The organism is Pseudomonas sp. H1_A03 (assembly GCF_054685145.1).
Genome location: NZ_CP162829.1, coordinates 1499409 through 1522686, shown reverse-complemented (window position 1 = coordinate 1522686; position 23278 = coordinate 1499409). Strand labels below are relative to the sequence as shown.

Annotated in this window: 18 protein-coding genes and 1 tRNA gene; 7 read left to right on the top strand and 12 right to left on the bottom strand. The window is 53.8% G+C overall.

Annotation, left to right across the window (positions count from 1 at the left end):
- Positions 1-2 precede the first annotated feature (2 nt).
- Positions 3-422, top strand: a complete 420-nt coding sequence (gene uraH, locus AB4O35_RS07075; RefSeq protein WP_065945611.1) for a hydroxyisourate hydrolase — start codon at positions 3-5, stop codon at positions 420-422.
- On the opposite strand, the gene AB4O35_RS07070 is transcribed toward uraH, so the two are convergent.
- On the bottom strand, positions 419-1108 hold the full coding sequence (locus AB4O35_RS07070) for a Crp/Fnr family transcriptional regulator (RefSeq protein WP_065879720.1): 690 nt from the start codon (positions 1106-1108) through the stop codon (positions 419-421). The two genes, uraH and AB4O35_RS07070, sit on opposite strands and share 4 nt — an antisense overlap.
- An 83-nt stretch (positions 1109-1191) precedes the next feature.
- Between AB4O35_RS07070 and AB4O35_RS07065 the strand changes: the two genes are divergently transcribed.
- Positions 1192-1716 (top strand): Mpo1 family 2-hydroxy fatty acid dioxygenase, encoded by a 525-nt coding sequence (locus AB4O35_RS07065; RefSeq protein ID WP_065879719.1) that lies wholly within the window; start codon positions 1192-1194, stop codon positions 1714-1716.
- Between the two features lie 126 nt (positions 1717-1842).
- On the opposite strand, the gene AB4O35_RS07060 is transcribed toward AB4O35_RS07065, so the two are convergent.
- The 6 genes from AB4O35_RS07060 to dibA form a co-directional block, all read right to left on the bottom strand.
- On the bottom strand, positions 1843-2823 hold the full coding sequence (locus AB4O35_RS07060; RefSeq protein ID WP_065872795.1) for a sulfate/molybdate ABC transporter ATP-binding protein: 981 nt from the start codon (positions 2821-2823) through the stop codon (positions 1843-1845).
- Positions 2824-2826: 3 nt separating this feature from the next.
- Positions 2827-3699 carry a sulfate ABC transporter permease subunit CysW gene (gene cysW, locus AB4O35_RS07055; protein ID WP_065879717.1) on the bottom strand — a complete coding sequence of 291 codons (873 nt, stop codon included), beginning with the start codon at positions 3697-3699 and terminating at the stop codon, positions 2827-2829.
- Between the two features lie 13 nt (positions 3700-3712).
- Positions 3713-4531 (bottom strand): sulfate ABC transporter permease subunit CysT, encoded by an 819-nt coding sequence (cysT, locus tag AB4O35_RS07050; RefSeq protein WP_065879716.1) that lies wholly within the window; start codon positions 4529-4531, stop codon positions 3713-3715.
- A gap of 182 nt (positions 4532-4713) precedes the next feature.
- The gene (locus tag AB4O35_RS07045) at positions 4714-5724 is read right to left on the bottom strand and encodes a sulfate ABC transporter substrate-binding protein (RefSeq protein ID WP_012721624.1); all 1011 of its coding nucleotides are present in this window, start codon (positions 5722-5724) and stop codon (positions 4714-4716) included.
- A 65-nt stretch (positions 5725-5789) separates the two neighbouring features.
- Positions 5790-5972, bottom strand: coding sequence for a sulfur starvation response protein OscA (oscA, locus tag AB4O35_RS07040; protein WP_003170956.1), 183 nt, complete (start codon positions 5970-5972; stop codon positions 5790-5792).
- Between the two features lie 232 nt (positions 5973-6204).
- Positions 6205-8118, bottom strand: a complete 1914-nt coding sequence (dibA, locus tag AB4O35_RS07035) for a phosphodiesterase DibA (protein WP_065879715.1) — start codon at positions 8116-8118, stop codon at positions 6205-6207.
- Positions 8119-8285: 167 nt separating this feature from the next.
- Here dibA and desA point away from each other — a divergent pair, with 167 nt between their 5' ends.
- Both desA and AB4O35_RS07025 read left to right on the top strand, forming a co-directional pair.
- Complete coding sequence (desA, locus tag AB4O35_RS07030; protein ID WP_065872791.1) at positions 8286-9470, top strand: delta-9 fatty acid desaturase DesA; 1185 nt, start codon at positions 8286-8288, stop codon at positions 9468-9470.
- Positions 9471-9658: 188 nt separating this feature from the next.
- Entirely contained in the window at positions 9659-10660 is a 1002-nt protein-coding gene (locus tag AB4O35_RS07025) for a sensor domain-containing diguanylate cyclase (protein ID WP_065879714.1), read from the top strand.
- 119 nt (positions 10661-10779) lie between these two features.
- On the opposite strand, the gene AB4O35_RS07020 is transcribed toward AB4O35_RS07025, so the two are convergent.
- The 3 genes from AB4O35_RS07020 to gabD form a co-directional block, all read right to left on the bottom strand.
- Positions 10780-10923, bottom strand: a complete 144-nt coding sequence (locus AB4O35_RS07020) for a hypothetical protein (RefSeq protein ID WP_175402996.1) — start codon at positions 10921-10923, stop codon at positions 10780-10782.
- A 48-nt stretch (positions 10924-10971) separates the two neighbouring features.
- Positions 10972-12249, bottom strand: a complete 1278-nt coding sequence (gene gabT, locus AB4O35_RS07015; protein ID WP_049710644.1) for a 4-aminobutyrate--2-oxoglutarate transaminase — start codon at positions 12247-12249, stop codon at positions 10972-10974.
- Positions 12250-12429: 180 nt separating this feature from the next.
- Positions 12430-13872 carry an NADP-dependent succinate-semialdehyde dehydrogenase gene (gabD, locus tag AB4O35_RS07010; protein ID WP_065879712.1) on the bottom strand — a complete coding sequence of 481 codons (1443 nt, stop codon included), beginning with the start codon at positions 13870-13872 and terminating at the stop codon, positions 12430-12432.
- A gap of 371 nt (positions 13873-14243) precedes the next feature.
- Here gabD and AB4O35_RS07005 point away from each other — a divergent pair.
- Positions 14244-14320 (top strand) — tRNA-Arg (locus AB4O35_RS07005).
- Positions 14321-15162: 842 nt separating this feature from the next.
- On the opposite strand, the gene AB4O35_RS07000 is transcribed toward AB4O35_RS07005, so the two are convergent.
- Entirely contained in the window at positions 15163-15294 is a 132-nt protein-coding gene (locus AB4O35_RS07000; RefSeq protein ID WP_017337405.1) for a hypothetical protein, read from the bottom strand.
- Between the two features lie 263 nt (positions 15295-15557).
- On the opposite strand from AB4O35_RS07000, the gene AB4O35_RS06995 reads away from it, so the two are divergent.
- The gene (locus AB4O35_RS06995; protein WP_139114605.1) at positions 15558-16883 is read left to right on the top strand and encodes a hypothetical protein; all 1326 of its coding nucleotides are present in this window, start codon (positions 15558-15560) and stop codon (positions 16881-16883) included.
- Between the two features lie 269 nt (positions 16884-17152).
- On the opposite strand, the gene AB4O35_RS06990 is transcribed toward AB4O35_RS06995, so the two are convergent.
- Positions 17153-20578: a P-loop NTPase fold protein gene (locus AB4O35_RS06990; protein ID WP_460149579.1), complete on the bottom strand. Its 3426-nt coding sequence runs from the start codon at positions 20576-20578 to the stop codon at positions 17153-17155.
- A 601-nt stretch (positions 20579-21179) separates the two neighbouring features.
- On the opposite strand from AB4O35_RS06990, the gene AB4O35_RS06985 reads away from it, so the two are divergent.
- Positions 21180-23270, top strand: coding sequence for a hypothetical protein (locus AB4O35_RS06985; RefSeq protein ID WP_139114604.1), 2091 nt, complete (start codon positions 21180-21182; stop codon positions 23268-23270).
- Positions 23271-23278 lie beyond the last annotated feature (8 nt).

Below are 23278 nucleotides of genomic sequence, written 5' to 3'. Positions count from 1 at the left end.
CGATGAAAACCCTGACTAAGACCCTTGCCGCCCTCAGCCTGAGCGGCCTGAGCGGCCTGAGCGGCCTGGCCCTGGCGGCCGGCAACCCCCTGAGCGTGCATGTCCTGAACCTGGAAGACGGCCTGCCGTCTGCCGGTGTCAGCGTCACCCTGGAGCAGCACGTAGGCGATCACTGGCAATCACTGTCCGAAGGAGTCACCAACCAGCAGGGACGCATCGCCGAACTGTTCCCGGCCAACCAAGCCATGAAACCGGGCGAGTATCGCGTGGTATTCAAGACCGGCGACTACTACAAGAAAGCCCATCGCGAGACGTTTTTCCCGGAAGTCCCGGTGATATTCGAGGTCAAGCAGGCCGACCAGCACTACCACATCCCGCTGCTGCTGAGCCCTTACGGCTTTTCGACGTATCGCGGTTCCTAGCCGGCCCCCGCGGCCTGCCGCAAGCGCGGCAGGTCGAGCACTTCAATCGCGCCGTAACTCAGCTTGATGATCGCCTGCTGCTCTAACGCCTTGAGCAAACTGTTGGTGGTCTGGCGCGACAGGCTCAGCATCGCGGCCAAATCTTCCTGGGGCAGGTGCAAGACGCGACGGGAGTGCTCTATCTCGCCGTACCCGCCGGCAATCATCAGCAGCCGGTGGGCGATACGCGTCGACGCCGGCATCAGGCTCATCTGTTCGATATTGATCAGCGACAGGCGCAACTTCTGGCTCATCAGCAACGCCATGTCGCGCCAATACACAGGGTTTTGGTCAAGAATCTCGAGCATCGCCGACTGCGGCACCTGCAACAGCGTGCACGGCCCAACCGACAAGGCGTCGTGGGTACGCGGCAAACCGTCGAACAGGCAGATCTCGCCGAACCAGAACGGTGTTTCAACCAGGCTCAACACCGCTTCCTTGCCCTGCGCATTGACCGCACTGACACGCACGGCCCCCTCCAATACCGCATACACCCCACAGGGCGGATCACCGCGCCTGAACAGGTATTGCCCCGCCGTCAGCTGCCGCAGCCGAGCCGCCGCCAGCAAACTATCCTGTAGCGGTACAGGCAGGTGGCTGAACCACTGACCGGTAGCCAATCGGGCATGCCATGTTGCCGCAATCATGAGAACTCCAGAGATTGTCGCCCAGTTGACAGTCAGTCGCCGGCTGACGGGAGATGATCAAACATCCTACAGGAGGAATAACAATGAAAAGCCTCGTCGACCACCTCAGTCAATACGCTGCCTACCACCGCGACCCGCGCAATATCGCCAGCCACTTTATCGGCATTCCACTGATTGTCGTCGCGGTAGCCGTGCTGCTGTCACGCCCCGAATGGGTGATTGGCGGGGTGTGGATTTCACCGGCGGTGATCGTCGCACTGCTGTCGGCGTGGTTTTACCTGCGCCTGGAACTGGCGCTGGGTGTGTTGATGACGCTGCTGATGGGCTTGTCGGTGTGGGCCGGGCATGTGCTGGCGGCACAGAGCACGATGGTGTGGCTCAGCGGCGGCATTGGGATGTTTGTGGTGGGCTGGGTGATTCAGTTCGTCGGGCATTACTACGAAGGCAAGAAGCCGGCGTTTGTGGATGATGTGTCGGGGCTGATCGTGGGGCCGTTGTTTGTGGTGGCGGAGTTGGCGTTTTTGCTGGGGTTGCGGAATGACCTCAAGCAACAGATAGAGCAGCGCTCGGGGCCGGTGGCCGTCAGAGAAAAACGCGCCACGGTCTGAAGCCGAGAGAGGTCTAAATGTGGGAGCGGGCTTGCTCGCGAATGCGGTCTGTCAGCTGATGAATGCATTGACTGACACTCCGCATTCGCGAGCAAGCCCGCTCCCACATTGGGTTTTGCACCGGCTTTAGGCTTTTTGCCAGACCTTGGGTTTGAAGAACAGCGTCTCACCCCGCGCCAGCCCGGTCAGGCTGTCGTGGTCTTTCACCACTTCAGCCTCGATCAGTTCGCTCTGGCCTTCGACCTTCAGGGTTACCCGCGTGGTGGCGCCCAATGGACGAATGTCGCGCACTTCAGCCGCATGGTGATCTTCCAGCTCATGCCGCGACAGCGACACTTCGTGAGGGCGGAACAGCACGTGCTGGTCTTCACCCAGGTGCAGGCGGTTGGAATCCCCGAGGAAGTGATAGACGAAATCGCTGGCCGGGTTTTCGTAGACTTCGCCCGGTGAACCGATCTGCTCGATCACGCCCTTGTTCATCACCACGATGCGGTCGGCGACTTCCATGGCCTCTTCCTGGTCGTGGGTCACAAACACCGAGGTCAAGTTGATGTCTTCGTGCAGGCGCGCCAGCCAGCGGCGCAGCTCTTTACGCACTTTGGCGTCGAGGGCGCCGAAGGGTTCGTCGAGCAACAGCACTTTGGGTTCTACCGCCAGGGCGCGGGCCAGGGCGATACGCTGGCGTTGGCCGCCGGAGAGCTGTTCCGGGTAGCGATCCGATAGCCAATCCAGCTGCACCATGTTCAGCAGTTCATGCACCTTGACCGCGATCTGGCTTTCATTCGGGCGCTGGTTCTTTGGCTTCATGCGCAGGCCGAACGCCACGTTGTCGAACACCGTCATGTGGCGGAACAGCGCGTAGTGCTGGAACACAAAGCCGACGTTGCGATCGCGTACATCGTGGCCGGACACGTCTTCACCGTGGAACACGATACTGCCGTCATCCGGGGTTTCGAGCCCTGCGATGATGCGCAGCAAGGTGGTCTTGCCGCAGCCGGACGGGCCAAGCAACGCCACCAGCTCGCCACTCTGGATGTCCAGATTGATGCTGTTCAGGGCCTTGAAGGCGTTGAAATTCTTGCTGACATTACGGACTTCGATCGACATGACTTATTCCTCACCGGCGCTGTTGCGCAGGCGGTTGATACGGTTCTCGCTCCACTGCTTGAGCAGCAGGATGAGGAGCGCCAGGATCAGCAACAGGCTGGCCACCGCAAACGCGGCGACATGGTTGTATTCGTTGTAGAGGATCTCGACATGCAGCGGCAGGGTGTTGGTCACGCCGCGAATGTGGCCGGACACCACCGACACCGCGCCGAACTCACCCATGGCCCGTGCGGTACACAGCACCACGCCGTAGATCAGGCCCCATTTGATATTCGGCACGGTCACGTGCCAGAACATCTGCCAGCCATTGGCGCCCAGCAGGCGCGCGGCCTCTTCTTCCTGGGTGCCCTGTTCCTGCATCAGCGGGATCAATTCACGGGCCACGAAGGGCACGGTGACGAAGATGGTCGCCAGCACGATGCCGGGCAAGGCGAACACGATCTGGATGTCATGCTCTTGCAGCCACGGACCAAAGAAGCCCTGCGCGCCGAACATCAGCACATAGACCAGACCCGCGATCACCGGCGACACCGAGAACGGCAGGTCGATCAGCGTGACCAGGATGCTCTTGCCACGGAACGAGTATTTGCTCACGCACCACGCGGCGCTGACGCCGAACACCAGGTTAAGCGGCACCGAAATCGCCACGGCGATCACCGTGAGCTTCAGTGCCGACAGTGCGTCGGGCTCAAGGATCGCGGTGAAAAACGCACCGAGGCCGTTCTTCAAGCCCTGGGTTACCACGATCAACAGCGGCAACAACAGGAATAACACGAACACCAGCCAGCCAAGGCCGATCAGGATACGTCGCGACGTTGCACTGCCACGGCGGGCCGCATTGGCCGAGGACGCGGCGGAAATAGACGATTGGGACATGTTCCGCGCCTCCTTATGGACGTTCGATGCGCCGCTGCAACAAGTTGATCAGCAGCAGCAGTACAAAGGAAACCACCAGCATCAGCACGCCGATGGACGTGGCGCCGCGGTAGTCGTATTGGTCGAGCTTGACCATGATCAGCAGCGGCAGGATCTCGGTTTTCATCGGCATGTTGCCGGCGATGAAAATCACCGAACCGTACTCGCCAACGCCCCGCGCGAACGCCAGGGCGAAACCGGTCAACCAGGCCGGCAGCAACGCCGGCACCAGGATGTGGCGGAACACCTGCAACGGCTTGGCGCCCAGGCAGGCGGCGGCCTCTTCGACTTCCCGGGGGATATCGGCCAGTACTGGCTGCACCGTGCGCACCACGAACGGCAACGTGACGAAGGTCAGCGCCAGGGTGATGCCCAAGGGGGTGTAGGCGATCTTGAAGCCCAAGTCAGCCGCGAACTGCCCAACGAAGCCGTTCGGCGTGTACAACGCGGTCAACGCGATACCGGCTACAGCGGTGGGCAAGGCGAACGGCAGGTCGATCATCGCATCGATGATCTTGCGGCCCGGGAAGGTGTAGCGCACCAGCACCCAGGCCAGCAGCGTGCCGATCACGCCATTGATCAGCGCCGCGTAGAGCGCGGTACTGAAGCTCAGCTGCAACGCCGCCAGCACGCGCGGTGCGGAGATGATGGCCCAGAACTGATCCCAGGTGAGTTGTGCGGCGTGTACAAACATCGCCGCGAGGGGGATGAGTACGATCAGGCTGAGGTACACCACGGTGTAGCCCAGCGTCAGCCCGAAGCCGGGTATGACGGGGGAGATACGACGCGACATAAGAGTCCTTGGTTAAAGGGGTAAATGCCACTGTAGGAGCGCGCTTTCTGTGGGAGCTGGCTTGCCTGCGATAGCCCCACCGCGATGTGACTGACACACCGCGGTGAGGCTATCGCGGGCAAGCCCGGCTCCCACACAAGCCAGCTCCCACAGAAAAGCGAGGCTCCTACAGGTATTTTGGTTTACTGCGCCGTGTAGATCTGGTCGAACACGCCACCGTCGTTAAAGAATTTCGGTTGGGCAGTTTTCCAGCCGCCGAAGTCTTTGTCGATAGTCACCAGGTCCAGTTTCGGGAACTGCTGGGCGTATTTGGCGGCCACTTTTGCATCGCGCGGGCGGTAAAAGTTCTTGGCCGCAATCTCCTGGCCAGCCGGGCTGTACAGGTGTTTCAGGTATTCAGTGGCGATTTCGGTGTTGCCTTTTTTCTCGGCGTTCTTGTCGACCACGGCCACTGGCGGCTCCGCGAGAATCGACAGCGAAGGCACGACGATATCGAACTTGTCAGCGCCGCCGTCTTCTTTCAGGGCCAGGAACGCCTCGTTTTCCCAGGCCAGCAACACGTCACCCTGACCGTTGTTGACGAAGGTGATGGTCGAACCACGCGCGCCGGTGTCCAGCACAGGCACGTGTTTGAACAGCTCTTTCACGTACTCCTGGGCCTTGGCTTCGCTGCCGCCGGTTTTGAGGCCGTAGGCCCAGGCGGCGAGGAAGTTCCAGCGTGCGCCGCCGGAGGTTTTCGGGTTTGGGGTGATCACGGACACATCTTTCTTGATCAGGTCGCCCCAATCCTTGATGCCTTTAGGGTTGCCCTTGCGCACCAGGAACACGATGGTCGAGGTGTACGGGGTGCTGGCGTCCGGCAGGCGGGTCTGCCAGTTTTCCGGGAGGGTCTTGCCCAGTTTTGCGATTTCGTCGATGTCACCGGCCAGGGCCAGGGTCACTACGTCGGCGCGCAGGCCGTCGATCACGGCGCGGCCTTGTTTGCCCGAACCACCGTGGGATTGCTGGATCTTGACGTTGTCGCCGGGGTGGGACTGTTTCCAGAAACTGGTGAACTCAGCGTTGTAGTCCTGGTACAGCTCACGGGTAGGGTCGTACGAGACGTTGAGCAACTCGTAGTCCTTGGCAACCGCGGAACCTGCAAACACGGCGCTGGCCAGGGCGGCCAGGGCGTAACGGCGAATCGACGACATAGAAGCTCCTGAAATTCTGGGGTGTTGGCTTTTTCTTATAATTGCGGGTCTATCGCCGTTCTTGCTTAGCTCGGTTTGTTACCCGGGTTCTGCAGACGGAATTTTTCTTTGCGTTCGATCTGTACCACTTGCGCGTTGTGCACCGTGATTTCCACCGCGCCAAACCGCAGATCGCGCAGGGCGCTCTGGATCTCACGCAAAATGGCTGCTTCGTCCTGGCCGTCGACGCTACGTAGAGATGCGCTCATGGTCTCGCTCCTGAAATGAATAGTGCCTCGCAGTGGCGGCACTGCTTGCGGCGTGAGGGCGATAGTAGATAAGCGCGGATATTCTTAAAAATACTATTTAAGAATGTTTATATAACCAGAAAGAATTTTCTGGTGGGGCGTGAGGTTGCGCGCGGTTTATGTGCCCGAGCGCCAAAATAAAGCCTTGAGCAGATTCAAATGTGGGAGCTGGCTCCCACATTTTTAAAGCATTTCAATTTCGGATGGCGGGTGCTCTCGACCAATCAATCTCCTGCGCCGGCATCGGCCGCCCAAACCAATACCCCTGCCCCAGATCGCATTCCTGTTCCAACAAAAACCGCGCCTGCTCCACCTGCTCGATCCCTTCGGCCTGCACCTGCATGCCCATGCTTTTCGCCAGCGCAATCACCACCCGCACAATCGCTGCATCGTCCTCATCCCACGGCAACCCAGCAACAAACCCTTGGTCGATCTTGAGTTTCTGCACAGGCAGGCGCTTGAGCCGTAGAAGCGACGAGTAACCGGTCCCAAAATCATCGATGGCCAGGCGCAAGCCCAGTTCGCGCAGGCGGTGCAGTTGCTCCAGGGCGACTTCGGGGTCGTCCATCACCGCGCTCTCGGTCACTTCAAGTTCAAGGAAGCCGGGGTCGAGGCCCGTGTCGTGCAGCACTTGGGCGACCTGCTCGTACAATTCGCGCCGCGCAAACAAACGGCTGGACACGTTGACGGCCATAAAGCTCAACGGCACCCCATCGGCCAGCCATTGGCACATCTGCCGGCAAGCCTGATCCATGACCCAAGCGTCGATATCGGCAATCAACCCCGTGCGCTCGGCAATCGGGATAAATTCTCCCGGCGGCACCAGGCCACGCTCCGGGTGCTGCCAGCGCACCAGCGCTTCGACGCCAATCAGGCGACTGCCGTGCAGCTCATGCACCGGTTGGTAATAAACGCGCAGCTCTTGCAGCTCAAGGGCACGGCGCAGCTCGTTGGCAATTTCCACGCGGTTCTGCGCATGGGCGGTGAGTTCTTCGGTGTACAACGCGTAGCCTTCACGGCCGGCGCTCTTGGCCTTGAACAGTGCGGAGTCCGCATTGCGCAGCAACTGTTCAGCACTCAGGGCGTCGCTGGGAAAGAGGCTGATACCGATACTGGCGCTGATAAACAGCTGGTGGCTGTCGAAGCTGAACGGCTGCTTCATCGCATCGAGGATGCGTTGCGCCAAGGCGGCAGCCTGAACCACCTGTGGACAACTTTCCGCGAGCACGGCGAACTCATCTCCACCCAGGCGCGCCAGGGTCACGCCGGGGCCGAACAACCCCTGCAGCCGTTCGCCCACCAGCTTGAGCAACTGGTCTCCCACATTATGGCCCAGGCTGTCGTTGATGATTTTGAAGTGATCCAGGTCCAGCAACAGCAGGGCGCAACCGCGCTTGTGGACTTGCGCCGAGGCCAGCGCCTGCTCGGCGCGGTCGGTGAACAGCAAGCGGTTGGGCAGGTCGGTCAGGGGGTCGTGGTGCGCGAGGTGGGCCAGTTCGTGCTCGGAGTCCTTGATGGCACTGATATCGGAGAACACTGCGACGTAATGGCTGACGTGGCCCTGGTCATCGTGAATCACACGAATGGTTTGCCACTGTGGATAAATTTCACCGCTCTTGCGCCGGTTCCAGATTTCTCCGCTCCATTCGCCGGTGCTCTGCAGGCTCTGGAACATCTGCCGATAGAAATTCGACGAGTGGCGACCGGACTTGAACAGGCTGGGAAGCTGGCCCATGACGTCCTCGCCTTGATAACCGGTAATCGCCATAAAGGCGCGATTGACGTGGACGATCAGCCCATGGGCGTCGGTGACCAGCACGCCTTCACGGGTACAATCGAACACGGCGGCCGCCTGGCGCAGGCGCTCGCGGTTTTCCTTCAGGGGTTGTTGCAACTGGTGGGCACGGGCAAACCGGGCGTACATCAGGTAAATCACCAAGGCGCTGAGGGCCACCCACACATAGCCACGCACTTGCAACCAGTGGTTCAGCTCGCTGGGGTCATCGAGAAACTCGATCAATACCTGCCGAGTAAGGCCTATCCACAGAATGGAAACCAGCAGGTATACCAGCCCCGCACGCAGGGCACCTCGGCATGAAAACAGCATATGCTCAGTAATCCTTACCCAAAAAAACAGAATCGTCCTACAAAGGCTGGGGATTATAGAATAAGAAACATCCAGTCACTCCTATCTGAAAGAGCGGCTGGTTTTCTGTGTAGGCTTAGTGATAATGCGTGAGCTGTTCTTTTCTTTATCTGAGGGCCATACAGCCTATGTGGTACAACGGTTTTCTTGACTTGTCAGCCTGGCAACTGGTTGCAGTCACCCTGTTGATGACCCACGTGACCATCGTTGGGGTCACGGTCTATCTGCATCGCTATTCAGCCCATCGCTCCCTGGAGCTCAATGCCGGCCTGAAACACTTCTTCCGCTTCTGGCTGTGGCTCACCACGGCGCAGAACACCCGCGAGTGGACAGCCATCCACCGCAAGCACCACGCCAAGTGCGAAACCGTCGATGACCCGCACAGCCCGGTCATCAAGGGTTTGTCCACCGTTATGCGCAAAGGCGCCGAGCTGTACCGCGCCGAGGCCGAAAACCCTGAGACCCTGCGCATCTACGGCAAGAACTGCCCGGACGACTGGATCGAACGCAAGGTCTACACCCCCTACCCATTGTTGGGCGTGGCGATCATGGGCGTGATCGACCTGCTGTTGTTTGGCACGATCGGTATCACCATCTGGGCGATCCAGATGATGTGGATCCCGTTCTGGGCCGCCGGCGTGATCAACGGCCTGGGCCATGCCGTGGGCTATCGCAATTTCGAATGCCGTGACGCGGCGACCAACCTGGTGCCGTGGGGCATCATCGTCGGTGGTGAAGAGCTGCATAACAACCACCACACCTACCCCAATTCCGCCAAGTTGTCGGTGAAGAAGTGGGAATTCGACATGGGCTGGGCCTGGATCAAAGTGTTCAGTTTCCTGCGCCTGGCGAAGGTGCAACGCGTTGCGCCCATCGCCCACCGCGTCGAAGGCAAGGGCCACCTGGACATGGACACCGCCATGGCGATCCTCAACAACCGTTTCCAGATCATGGCCCAGTACCGCAAGTTGGTGATCGCCCCGCTCGTCAAGCAGGAGCTGGAAAAAGTCGATCACTCGGTTCGCCACCAATTCCACCGCGCCAAGCGCCTGCTGTCGCGAGAAACCAGCTTGCTGGATGATCGCCACCACCTGCGTATCCAGAGCATGCTGGAACACAGCCAGGCACTTAAAGTGATCTACGAAAAGCGCCTGGCACTGCAGCAGATCTGGCTGAAGACCAGTTCAAATGGCCACGATATGCTGGCAGCCATCAAGGAATGGGTGCATGAAGCCGAGGCCAGCGGCATCCAGTCCCTGCGGGATTTCGCCCACCAATTGAAGACCTATTCGCTGCGTCCTGCGGCGGTCTGACCGCACGGTGGGAGGGCTTGCCCTCCCACCCATCGGCTTTTTGGCGTCATTTCTCGGTCACCGGCAATCGGTCCTGTTGACGGAACTTCACTGCAATTCGCCTCTCTCAATGAACACTTCGCCATCATGGTGGCCCCTTGTAGTGACCGCTGTTTCAATGTGCGGCGCGCCCAGAGAGAGTTGTGCCGATGGTTCACGAAAAACCCTACTTGTCCGATCCGCCCACCGCTGAACATCCGCGTCCGGCGGCGGCGGCGACCCTGTTGGCACTGGTGCACGCCCAGGGTGAAGTCGAGCGGCTGAGTGAGCGCGAGCAGTTGCTCAGCTCAATGCTGGTGAGCGTGAACGCCGTGCTGTGGGCCATCGACTGGGAAACGCGCCGCGTACTGTATGTGAGCCCGGCCTATGAGCGGGTGTTCGGGCGCTCCGCCGGCCTGCTGCTGGCCGACCATCGGGAGTGGCGCAACAGCATTCACCCCGAAGACCTCGACTACGCCGAACACAGCCTGGCCCGCGTGCTGGAACAAGGCGCCGTGGAAGAACGCGAGTACCGCATCATCACCGCCGACGGGCAAATCCGCTGGTTGAGCGACAAGTGTTACATCAACCAGCAGATCGAACCTGGTGAACCCTTGATCGTGGTAGGCATAGCCGAAGACATCACCGAAAAGAAACAGATGGCGCTGGAGCTGCACCGTCTCGCCACCACCGACGTGCTGACTCAAAGCAGCAACCGTCGGCACTTCTTCGAATGCGCCAATCAAGCCTTCGACAGTGCCTGCGCGCAAGGCGCGCCGCTGGCGTTCCTGCTGCTGGACATCGATGACTTCAAGGACGTCAACGACACCTACGGGCATCTGGAGGGCGACCAGGTACTGCGGCGCATCGCTGAGAGCGGTCGAGGGGTGTTGCGCCGTGGCGATCTGTTCGGACGCATTGGTGGTGAAGAGTTCGCCGCCGTGCTGCCGGGCTGTGCGCCGGAGATGGCGCTGCAAGTGGCTGAACGCCTGGGCAAGGAGATTCAAGCGCTGAGTTTCAGCTATGAAGGCCAGGCGTTCAACGTGACCATCAGCCAGGGCCTGGCCAGCCTCACCGAGACAGACTCGACCCTGGACAGCCTGTTCGCCCGCGCTGATGCGGCGATGTACGAGGCCAAGCGCTTGGGCAAGAACCGCGTAATAGCGGGTTGAGCAATCACATCTCCCTGTGGGAGCTGGCTTGCCTGCGATAGCATCACTTCGGACTGCCTGAAACACCACGCCGCCCGCATCGCAGGCAAGCCAGCTTCCACCTTGATACGTGTCGCCCGCTAGGCCTTGCGCACGCGCATGAGCTCCGACAAGCCAACTTTGAGCAACCGTGCCGTCTTGCCCTTGGCCAGCGCTTCCAGCCCTTCATGCTCGGTCAATCGCGCCACAATGAACACGGCCTGAATGTGCAGCAGTGGGCACAAAAAAACCCGCCGAAGCGGGTTTTTTCTGTCGATCAGCTCAGCGTCCGCTTACAGCTCGGAGAAGCACTCTTCAATGATCGCCAAGCCTTTGTCCAACTGCTCGTCCGGCGAGGTCAGCGGGACCAGTACGCGCAACACGTTGCCGTAGGTGCCGCAGGACAGCAGGATCAAGCCCTTGTCACGCGCCTTGGCCACCACGGAGGCAACGGCAGCGGCGTTTGGCTTGTGGCTGTCGCCACCTTCGAACAGCTCGACCGCGATCATCGCGCCCAGGGCCCGCACTTCACCGATCACCGGGTACTTGGCCTGGATGGCCTTGAGGCCCGTGACCAAGCGCTCGCCAACCGCTTTGCAGCGGTCCAGCAGGTGTTCTTCCTCAAACACTTCCATCACCGCCAACGCAGCCGCGCAAGCGATCGGGCTACCGGCGTAGGTGCCGCCCAGGCCGCCTGGTGCGATGGCGTCCATGTACTCGGCCTTGCCGCACACACCCGCCAGCGGGAAGCCGCCGGCGATGGATTTGGCGAAGGTGGTCAGGTCGGCAGCAACGCCCATCTGTTCCATGGCAAAGAAGGTACCGGTACGACCGGCGCCGGTTTGCACTTCGTCGGCGATCAGCAGGATGCCGTGCTTGTCGCACAGTTCGCGCAGGCGCTTCATGAAGGACTTTGGCGCGACGTAGAAACCGCCTTCGCCCTGCACCGGCTCGATGATGATGGCAGCGATATCACGCGGCTCGGCATCGTTCTTGAAAATGCGTTCGATGCTGGCGATGGAATCGTCGTCGCTCACACCGTGCAGTTCATTCGGGAACAGCGCGCGGAACACGCCGCCTGGCATCAGGCCCATGCCGGCCGAGTAAGGCACGACTTTACCGGTGAGGCCCAGGGTCATCATGGTGCGACCGTGGTAAGCGCCGGTGAAAGCAATCACGCCAGCACGGCCAGTGGCGGCGCGGGCGATTTTCACGGCGTTCTCGACAGCTTCGGAACCGGTGGTGACCAGCAGGGTTTTCTTGGCGAAATCACCTGGGACCTTGGCGTTGATTTTTTCGCACAGTTCCACGTAAGGCTCGTAGGCCAGCACCTGGAAGCAGGTGTGCGTCAGCTTGTTCAGTTGCGCGGTCACGGCGGCGATGATTTTCGGGTGCACGTGGCCGGTGTTCAGTACGGCGATGCCGCCGGCGAAGTCGATGAACTCGCGACCTTCAACGTCGGTCACGGTGGCATTCTTCGCGGATTCGGCGAAGATCGGGTGAATCTGGCCAACACCGCGGGGTACAGCGGCTTCGCGGCGTTTCATCAGGGATGCGTTGGTCTTGCTCATAAAGTCCTCATTCGCCACTCATCGGGTGGCGTGGTCCAAGGAATACGTGGCGGGGAGGCAACTACGGCAGCATGCGATGATCGACTGCCACAGCTTTCCCGACCACTACGAAGTACGGTGTGAAACACGCAAAGGGTCAGCGCTCTCGTGCCCTTTGCGTTTACTGCAATCTCTTGCCGGTTAGATGCCCAGGCAGAGGTATTTGATTTCCAGGTAATCCTCGATCCCGTACTTGGAACCTTCACGGCCCAGGCCCGAAGCCTTGATGCCGCCGAACGGCGCCACTTCGTTGGAGATCAACCCAGTGTTGACGCCGACCATGCCATATTCCAGGGCTTCAGCCACACGGAACACACGGCCCAGGTCACGGGCATAGAAGTAGGAAGCCAGGCCGAACTCGGTGTCGTTGGACATCGCGATCACTTCGGCTTCGTCTTTGAAACGGAACAGCGGCGCCAGTGGGCCGAAGGTTTCTTCCTTCGCGACCGCAGCGTTTTTCGGCACGTTGGTAAGGATAGTCGGCTCGAAGAAGTTGCCTTCCATCACCTTGCCGCCAGCCAGCAATGTAGCGCCTTTGCTCAAGGCATCCGCAATGTGTTCCTGAACCTTGGCCACGGCCTTTTCGTCGATCAGCGGACCGGTGGTGGTGCCTTCTTCCAGACCGTTGCCGATCTTCAACTTGGCGACGGCCACTTTCAGCTTCTCGGCGAACGCGTCGTACACCGAATCCTGGATGTACAGGCGGTTGGCACAAACGCAGGTCTGGCCGTTGTTGCGGTACTTGGAGATGATCGCGCCTTCGACGGCCTTATCCAGGTCCGCATCGTCGAACACGATGAAAGGCGCGTTGCCGCCCAACTCCAGGGACACCTTCTTGATGTCCTTGGCGCACTCAGCCATCAGCTGGCGACCGATTTCGGTCGAGCCGGTGAAGGACAATTTACGCACGATCGGGTTGCTGGTCAGCTCGCTGCCGATGTCACCCGCACTGCCCGACACCACGCTGAAAACACCCTTTGGGATACCGGCACGCTGCGCCAGCTCAGCCAGGGCGAATGCGGAAAACGGGGTTTGCGACGCCGGCTTGAGGACCATTGTGCAACCGGCGGCCAGCGCCGGGCCGGCTTTGCGGGTGATCATCGCGGCCGGGAAGTTCCACGGAGTGATGGCGGCGGTCACGCCGATCGGCTGCTTGATAACGATCAGGCGCTTATCGGGCTGGTGGCCAGGAATCACGTCACCGTAGACGCGCTTGGCTTCTTCGGCGAACCACTCGATAAACGAGGCGGCGTAGACGATTTCGCCCTTGGCTTCGGCCAGTGGCTTGCCTTGCTCCAGGGTCATCAGGCGTGCCAGGTCGTCCTGGTTCTCGATGATCAGTTCGAACCAGCGACGCAGCTTGTTCGCGCGGTCCTTGGCGGTGAGAGCACGCCAGGCCGGCAGCGCCTTGTCGGCGGCCTCGATGGCGCGGCGGGTTTCAGCGGCGCCCATCTTTGGCACGGTACCGAGAATCTCGCCCGTGGCAGGGTTGTTGACCTTGATGGTTTGACCGTTGTCCGCATCGACCCAAGCGCCATCGATAAAGGCTTGCTGGCGGAACAACTGGGTATCTTTAAGCTGCATGTCGGCTTTCCTTAACAGCACCGCGCGCACGCGGAGCGAATTAGAGTTGTTGAAAGGCGCCTTGTGGGCTGCCGTCAGGGAAATCAGCCCCAGCGCGCGGATGAAATGAAAGAGCGCACGGGAGACAGAGCGTTTGAAATCTCAAACGAATCCTAGGATCAATGGGGGTACAGGGCAATAGGATGTTCGAAAAAAAGAACGAAAACGGCGCATTTGCCGGGTTTATCTGATCAGCGTAGCTGGGCCAGATTTCATTGCATCGTTCGTCGGCACCCAGCGCAGGGCCTCTATACGGCAAATTCCTACACTCAAACGCCCAAAGACCAGCATGGACGCCCAAGGTCGACATGGGTATGATGTCGCCCGCACAAGCATCCGTAGCTCAGCTGGATAGAGTACTGCCCTCCGAAGGCAGGGGTCGTGGGTTCGAATCCCGCCGGGTGCACCAGATATGAAATGAAAAAGCCCCAGGTCGAGAGACCTGGGGCTTTTTTGTGGGTGATTTTTTGTAAGCCTTAGGGCGCAACTGTCTGGAATTTCCGGATAGTTGCATCTCATATGGGCTCTTGTGATCTCAGGCCGGCAGTTGGCACTGCTCCTAGCCTGCAATCCTGCGTTAGGTGTGTTGTCACGCAATGAATGGGGCTCGTTCAAAAGCAATCATGTACAAACGAGCCGAGCTATTCAGAAGCAATGCTGCTGAATTGGTGACAGCAGCAAAGCGGTATCAAGAGATCGTACAGGTCCTGGGAATTCCCAGTTGCTTGGCAAGTATTGGGATTCCATTACCTGCCACCCATATGCAGGGCCGAATTGACTACATCAGCCCTTACACAATCAGCCCTGGCGCGACGAATGCGACGATTGAGGAACTGCTCGCAGCCTGATGCAACAGACCATCAACGTGGAACACCTTTTTCCCATGGAACACGTGGTGGGCCAACTCAAATAAAAAGGTGTTCCAGCCTGAAAGCCACGTACTCCGTGGCTTTCAGCTTTAGTGGAACACCTGGAACACCGTTTTTTGAGGGGTATCAGTTTTTAACCCCCATCACCCCGTCACATTGGGCGCCTTCAGCGAGCAGCGGAGGGGGTCGCCACACGCATTCCTACACCTCTCCCAGATGCTCAGCAGCCTGAGAAGTTGCGCTCCACTTGACGACCCGTTTGCATTCGTTGTGACCAGCAATTGCATCGGATGTGGTCAACACGCGTTGAAACCAAGATCGGTAGAGAACGGCCAGAAGCGGCCTAACTCAAGTGACTCGCCCACCTCTAAGTGCCTTAAGGTCAGTCACCTTTTTTGTGTTTGTGTACTTCCAAATCAGGATGTTTGGGTTTGTTTTCTTCAGTAACACGACGGCGCTGGTCCTTTTTGCCGGTGGATTCAGCGATCGGTTTAGGGCCGGGTTTAATACTCATGTGTACAACTCCTTCGATTGATGACGTGTCTGTAAGTAAAGCCGCAACATTTGTCAAGATCCAGCGAAGAGACGTTTTCGCTAATAACTTACTTTCCAAGGCTGCAACCTGCCATAAGCGGCCAAGCTAAAATGCGCAAATTCGGGCAGGGCACGTAATTGGAATAGGGAGCAAAACTCAGAGTATTCTATCAGCATATCCCGTTGCCGGAAGCAAGTCAGAGCTAACTTAGACCTTGGTCACGAATAATTGAAGGATTAAAAATGTTTAGCCAAAAAGACATTGACTCTATAGCAGGGCGAGAAGCGACCATAGAATGCTTCAATATCACCCTCACTCAAAATACACCTAACTCCCCAATAGTTTTCAATGGGCCAGGCTGCTTATTTTTTGATAACAATAATAATTTAAAAGTAAAAATTTATTCTACATTGACGACATCAGGATCAACTGAAATGATGAATTTCTTTTGGAACAGCCCGCCTGGCTTAGTTCCAGAAGATAGGTACTTTACTCTAGAGGCTGAGGATGCATCTGGAAAAGTTTGGAAAAATACCCGAACACTAGCGCAGAAAGGAGTAGATACATATCCATCAGGTGCAGTATTGGTGCTTGCTTTGAATAATGCAAGGTCAGTCTCCCAACTTAATAATTCAGTAGTCGGCGGCACTGCACTGATAACTGTAAATGGTATTTATCGACTACCATTTAATAAGTTCATTGACAATGGAAAAGGTTCCAGCGAGTTGGCAAAGCTGACCCTTTCACGAGGAACTATAACTATAAACATAACCCAAGAGAAAAGCAGGCTAAGTATTGAAATAAAAGACAGTAATGAATCCGTAGAGCTATCTTCGATATTCTATTTACTAGAGGGAATAAGTATTGCTACCGGACAACTCCTAGAAGCGTCGCTCATAATTACGAGAAACGGAAATTCCTACGAGGCTTACATCCAGGGGCGCACGGCTAAAAGTACTTATACCTTGGCAGATCCTATCGTTGAACTGTTTCCACGGAAAGAGGCCGGACTGCATAACTTCTTGCAGATGTACATGAAAGCTAGGCCAAAAGGACTAAACCATTTAGCGAATTACTGGCATCGACTCAAAGATATATCCAAAGCAAATACTGAAGCTGCAGCGTTAGTACTCTGTGTAAACATCGAGGGAATGGTAAAAAATTACTTCTCAAGAAATATAGATTTGGACGACAAAATCCTGATGGAGATTTGTGATACACAAAAATTTATTAAAGCATCAAAAGCAAAGATCCCTGAGTCGGGAGTAAATGCGATTCTAAGTTTTTTGGGAGGACTGAAAACCAAAACAATTTCAGCTATTCTCACGGACATGGGCGCGTCCGGAGAGATTGACAAGGCACAAGTTAAAAGCTGGAAAGACCTTAGACATACTCTGGCTCACGCAGACAATGCAGTGATTTCGTCGGAAAATTTTGAAAAATTTGTTTTTGATCTTCAGAACTGCTTAGCCCTATTCGGCAAGCTTATTGAGCTCTGCGTAACTCACTTAAGTGAGGAAAGCGCTATGACAGTACTACCACTAGAAGATCTGGATGCACATGAATAGATGCGAGTTTTAATCCTTCACCCCGCCAAATACAAAAAACCAGCGTCGCAAACAAGCCACAAGCCTCCAGCCCTCTATGTGAGAGCCGGTTTTTTACACAATATGGCGGTGAAGGAGAGACTCTGAACCCTCAGAACCCTAAATACTGAGTGCCCTCCTTGTCCTTCACTAGTAACTTATTTTGCTAATTGTTGGAATAGTAGCCTCTCCTTTATCAGCATATAACCAACCGCAGTACCATAGGTCTCACTGCATCATTCTTATGGACATTAGCCCTTCGGTGCCTTTTCAAGTGGCTCAACGTCACTGGCATCATGCGGCGACGTTGATTCGCCTTGAGTATCTAAAACCTCTTCAACTTTCTTTTTCTCTGAGCTGAAGATTTCTCTGAAAGCGCTCTTGAAATCAGATTTTCTAGCGAAGGCTCGGTAAAGCTTAGGAGCAATCTTTTTCAAGCTAGCGACTGATACAGCCATTGCCCCAAGAAGCTCCTTAGAGTATTTATATCCCGCAATTTGACGCGCACGACTATCCAGATAGTCAAGAACGTCAGTAGACTCATCAGAATGCGTACTTAAATATTCCAAAACCCCCATCAACTTTCCAACCTCTGAGGTATTGGCGGGTTGGATATCAACGATAACGCTGCCAAAATTTTTGAAAAGCCAAACGACGGGTTCAGGAAGCGATTTTTCAGAGTAGGCCAGATTTCGGAGTTCAGCACCGAGTAGGTTTTTTTGCTCTTGACCGCAGGATCGTAAAAGAATTTCAATGTTGTTAACTCCATTCGATCGAGCATTTTCTTTTAAATCACCAGTTACGATTTTTTTTACGACGCTGACAATGGCAGATCGATAGGCGGAACCCAGGTGAAAACCTTCTTGCTTACTTAAATAATCAATTAAAACTCTATGATTCGGGCTACCACTAAGCAAAATCGTTTCCCAACTATCTTCACCGCTTTCATCAGAGCTATAGTGCTGCAAAACGCCTGCCTTTATTGTAGGGAAATACTCCTCCGAACTAGAAACCAAAGCTTCTAAAAAACCAGGATCTAGACTTTCAATCGACTCGATGTTTACCTTGAAGTGGCGCTGCCAATCATTCAGCCATTCGAATATTTTTTGTGAGTCTACGCCATAAGGCTCAAGTGCATTGGCTATCCTGGTGAAGTCATTAGGGATCCAGCTATGGTTCAGCCTCCAAATAGCATCATCAGTAATCGCCCAAGCCAGAATTTTTGCTATAACACCCCCTACAACCGGTTCTTCAAAACCACTTATTAGTGCATCACTGCAAGAAGCTGAACTATTAAAAAGTAATTTAAACGCTCTGCTCTCTACTATCGACTCTAACTTCTCTACTTTTGCTAGACTCTTAAAATCCTTAGCGATAAATAACAATATCGCTACAGCAGAGTCTTGACTAACAGCTCTGCCTTCAAAAGACTGAGCGACCACTTGAGCAATCATTGCTGCATTAGAACTCTGACTTAAAGCTAACCCGAACAGAGCTGCCTCATTATTAGGGTAAGTACTCAAGGAATTAGAAAGAGATGAAACCTCCTCATCAGTCATTGCAACTACAGGGTCATATCCGGATTTCCGAGACGAACTAATAGTTTCCAGCAATAACTCACGCTGAAACTCTGTAATTGGAACAATTTCCGTTGAGTTTGGTAAGCTGATGATGTGCTGGTGAACGCTCTTTATTCCAGCCTTAGTAAATTTAAAATCGTCTACACCAACAACCTTAAGATCTTCTAGCGTTGCGAACACATGAATAAAGTAGGATGCATTATCTACAGTGAACTCCTCAGAGTTTAAACCTAGCGAGTCTAGTAGAGAATCATATTGCCTTAGCTGATCTTGATTTTCTTCAACAGCTTCTGAATCAATCGGACTATTGGCAGCCTGCTTAACTTTTTTGAATATTTCCTGCTTAAGCATATTCAAGCCGCCCGGATACAACCCGGCTAAGCGACAAGTTTTCAGTGCGCTGTAGAATTCTTGTTTATTGTCTTGAATATCGCCTTGGAATATTTTTCCCATCCCGTTCAATGTCGAAATGACAAGCTTGAACTCATCACTGCTCAGAGTTGAAGAGGCTGCTCCAAGAACTTGGACCAACTCTGAATTATATCCATCTTTTGAAAGATAGCGTTTGAAAGCGTCCTTAAATCCAAATGCAGTCACAAGGGATGAAAATCGCTTAGAATCCATCTCTGTAATCGACATTGCCAAAGGCTCATCAATGAGCTCAGCCATCGCAATTTTACTATTTGTTAAGAAGTGAATCTGAAGAAATTGTATTTGCCAACCTCCCTCTAGATCTGATCCGATATGCGCCTGGAGAACCTGTTGGGTAGCGGCTATATCCTTATAGTCTAGATTGGGATGCAGCGTTTTATAAGCGTCTGAAAACCCACCAACTCTGATGACTTCTTCCACAGGCAGATCGTTATACTTGCAAAGAAGTAAATAAGCGCCAATACAGAAAAGGTCAATATCAGAGCCTAATGTGAGCGATGTGGTAGCAATGTCATTAATAAATCGTTTTTGGAGGCGCGGCGTTACAAGTTTTCCTGCCATTGGACTATGCCGCTGTAGGAGTGTTGCGCATTTTTCAGAAATTTCCCGCTGATCTTCTGGGTAGGTACTGTCCCAAAGCGTGTAGAAGCCGTCTTTCCACCCGGCGGTAATAATTGGGGGCGTTCTAAATACAACGGGGAATTTTTTTGCAATGAAGTCACGTGAGTCGTAAGTGCGCTCATGGTCTGCCGATAAATATTTTGCGACCTTATTAGAACAGAATGGGACAATCACTGTAAGGTTGTTATCTTCCGAAACCCATGTGAAAATTTCGAGATCACTCCATACTGCCCTGAGGCTATCTTTGGGCAACCGGTCAAGGTTATCCAAAATCACTACATAATGAATACCCTTAAGTAGTTTTAGATCTGCATCAAGGGTTCGCTTAAGATCAAGCGGAGTTACGTCTTTGGCTACTTTAATCTTTTCTGTTACAGTATCATCCGAACCGCCCTTAAAGAGGTGAAAAATACTCCATGGCTGATCACCAACCGTAGTTCCCTTTAGCTTGCAACGAGCAACAACCAAAACAATCAATGGACTCAATAAAGAAAATATATGTACAAAGTAAAGCCAAGGTTCAATAGCATCCTTCATCTTACTTATAGCAAATAACTCTTTAAAAGAACTTGTGGAGAAAAATAGCGTTACTACCAAGAGCAGTGCCCAAGAGCTGACCCTACTGACGGTATTTTTTGTGTACGTAAAGTGGCGCCCTAACGCTTTATCTCGATTGTCACGCAGCGATTCTTTGATTCTCTCATCAGACCCTACAGCCTTTATTAGCTCATCGGTGAAGAGTTCAATAAAATTACTTTTTATGGAACCCTGATAATTTTGCTCACAGTCAAAAAACCATACTTTGTACTTGGCGTCCCTTTTAACTAATTTATTTTGGAGCATGGTAAGTATGGAGCTCTTGCCCGATCCGAACTCACCATCAAGTCCAATGACTCTAGAGTTTTTTTCATCGGCGATATATTCACACATCGCTAAAGCGACTTTATCGTGACTCCCCCCGGAAAAACGTCCAACCCAGAAGGATGCTCGTTCTGGAAAGAAATCTTTGACATGGAAAATCCTTTTTAGAGTCAGTGGCTTCAATCAAGACATCATAATGACATCAGGTCAAGCCCGTTTGGGATGTTGAAAATGTTCAGTTCCAGCATCCTGCTTGAAAATCTCATTCAGCGTTACTCTATAACGCTTGAGCTTGAATCCTATACCTGTATGCGATGGCTCGCGCTTTCCCACAATCGACGCTCGACCCATCCGTACTAATATGTATCGGAAGCTCTAGGCGAGTACTCAGCTCGCTTAACGCTGCTCCCACGGACAGCAGAAAAACGGCACAACTGGCTGCGTACACCGCACGCGCTATCTCATTAAAGCGTCAATGTCGGATTCAACAAGGCGTCGCGTGTATCCCCATGTGTATCCTCTCTCCTATAGAAATAGATAAAAACAATTAAAATCATATACTTGAAGATCTGGTTCAAATGACGCCGGGGCACCAGATGTGAATGAAAAAGCCCCAGGTCGAGAGACCTGGGGCTTTTTTGTGGGTAACTGAATAGAAAAACCATCGAACCCCACGAATGGAAACAAACCGACACTCAACCAGATATCGCATTCCCATGACAGCGAGAACTTGACTACAATCTCGCTAACCATGACATCAAAACACCATCACGGAAGATCCCTCATGCCTGTAAATCCTTCTGTCGTCCAGCCTTCGTCAACCCCCAGACCACCCCCCATTAAGCTAAGTAAATCTGGAAAATTTTATCGGCTAGCCAAACTCGTCGCTCAAAATAAGATTAATCAGTGTGTAGCGAAAATAAAAATAAGCCTTGAAGCACAAACCCCTCCAAAAAGCGACTTCAAATCCTCAGAAGAAGAATGGTCGGGTGTATTCACCCATACGATTAAAGAATTTGACGTCAGCGCAAAGACAAACATACTCATCAAAACACTAATGAGAAGAAGTCTTGCATATCCAGACCTATCCGAAATCAGAGTGGCGGTACTACTAATTAGTCAACTAAAGGTAGCGAATAAAAATACAGGGGAAGAAAGCATATATCTATACATACAACGCGAGTTAACTGAAGACCCTCTTGACTGTGGGATTACCGCTGACCCCATCGACACGCCGGCGTTTTTAGCTCAATTCTTAGAGACTCAAAATAATGAAACCCCACGCATTGAGCAATTAACAATGCAAATGATGGCTTCGTCGCGCGGGGAAATTCGTAGGAAAAGAATTGATGCTTATAATGTAGGCACAACAACTTCAAGCCTAGGCCTCCACCGAACAATAGCGGGGCCGATGATTCTTGCAGCTCCCCCTTCAAGCGGAAGTCGGACAGTATCCGTTTCGCCGCATAGGCAAAGCGTCAGATCAGGCTCATCACGTATGGCATTTTCAGATGTAATGCAGTGGGCATGTGAACGAAGTGCCGGTTTCGCGCGAACTCGAAACACAGTGATCATACCATCTGATTTTCTTTCCCAAATGGCTCAACCCCTCTTGGACCTTCATAAAAAAACGCCCTCAAGCGTTTGGATTGAAAAAAACGATCTTGCCGAACTAATTAAAAACTACAACAACTTAAACGGAACAACGTGGTCACAGCCAAAATCCACAAAACCTAGACATATCATTCCCGACATTGAGGAACTATTAGAGTACTTCAGCGAACCCATTGAACTGAGCCCCCAGGCTTACAAAACAAACGGAGATAAAATCCCTAGCGGTAACAATGAAGAAACTGTGATATTCAAATCTGTCACACCGGTATTCCCCTTCTCAGATGCACTATTGGAGCTCAGAGTAACAAGCAAAACATGTAAAATAAAGCTACCAACTTTCACTGGTTTTCTACACTTAGGTGAAGCAGACGAGCAACCAAAATCCGTTATGGACCTGCTAAACAAACATAAATCTTTCAGAGTAGTCTTTGACAAAGGACAGGCACTTTATTGCTCGGAGGGCGCCTATGCCAGCGCGAATACGACGCTAGCCGTCGCACAATTAATCCACATATTCAAACCTATTAAAGCACTTGAATCGATCACTTCTGAGAAAGGCGAAGTGCTACCTACGGCGACAAACTTCGAGACAACAAGTTCTTTCCACATAATTGAAACAGACCCCGACATAACTGACAAAGATTCAATCTTAATATGTGATGACGATACACGAGAGTGGTGCGATTACATTGAGATTTCTGAAAATCCCACTCGAATTCGCTGGCTGCATGCGAAGGTGCAACAGCTAGAAAAGGATAAAACAGCACGAATAAGTGCTACAAAAAGCAGCTCACATTCAGGGGCGCTTTCACCCCTCCCTAAAAAACTATTACCGATGAGTTCCAATGACACCTCCAGCGCTTCAAAACTTCAAGAAGTCGTCGGACAAGCACTCAAAAACCTATCCAGGCTCCGAGTGACAAAGCAAGATCATGAATTCGCGCCTCGTAGGGATAAATGGTTAACCCAATATTGCGTACTACCTACGAAGGGAGAGATAAACCGGCTACGCCGCCCCGTCAATTTAAACGCCGACAAGCTGAACGATATATTTGATGATGCCGCATCTAACCCAACCGCGTTGTATGAAGTTGGAATTGTCATCCCAAACTACTCATTGCGCTATTTAGAAGACGAAATGAAAAAGATATTGATCGGAAAAGCATCCCAACATGTTCTGCAAGCTTTTTGGCTGCTAAGTGGCTATATGCATGCATGCCTTGAGGTGGGAGCCCAGCCAATTGTATTTGTACGACCATGACTGCATAG